Origin of the sequence: Romboutsia sp. 13368 (genome assembly GCF_018336475.1) — a bacterium.
GTDB lineage: Bacteria > Bacillota > Clostridia > Peptostreptococcales > Peptostreptococcaceae > Romboutsia.
The window spans coordinates 769,538-770,024 of sequence record NZ_CP048741.1 but is presented as its reverse complement, the minus strand read 5'-3'; the positions used below and the strand labels follow the sequence as shown (position 1 = coordinate 770,024).

At 20.3% G+C, this 487-nt stretch carries 1 protein-coding gene; it reads right to left on the bottom strand.

The window, feature by feature from the left end:
• Window positions 1–74: 74 nt before the first annotated feature.
• On the bottom strand, window positions 75–446 hold the full coding sequence (locus G3997_RS03120) for a hypothetical protein (protein WP_296647963.1): 372 nt from the start codon (window positions 444–446) through the stop codon (window positions 75–77).
• Window positions 447–487 lie beyond the last annotated feature (41 nt).

Genomic DNA, 487 nt, shown 5'->3' with positions numbered 1-487 from the left:
GTTACATCTCTATAATTATTTCATATATTTTAAAATATTTATAGAATTTTAAAGCACATTTTTATATTTTATATCTAATTTCTATCTATTATTTTTGTTAAAGTTAACTGACTTCCTTCTTCTATTTCATATTCTAAAGTAAGTTTTGTTTTATTGCTTTCTAAGTCATCAAAATCTTTATCCATAAATTTTAATATACTAATTGCATAATACTTACCATCTTCTCCTAATAATTCAAATGAGTGATTATCTATAAATCCACAAAAAACTCCACTGATTTCTCCTTTGACAGGTATATTCCAGTTTGAATCTATTTTTAAACTTTCAGAATTATTTTCTATATTATTAACTATATTTGATTTTTCTTCATAATCTATTACTTCTTCAGTTGAACTACATCCTACTAAAAATATAATACTTAATATTATAGTAATTATTTTTTTCATATTTTCCTCCTTAGTAATATTAATCTGTAAATTATATTATA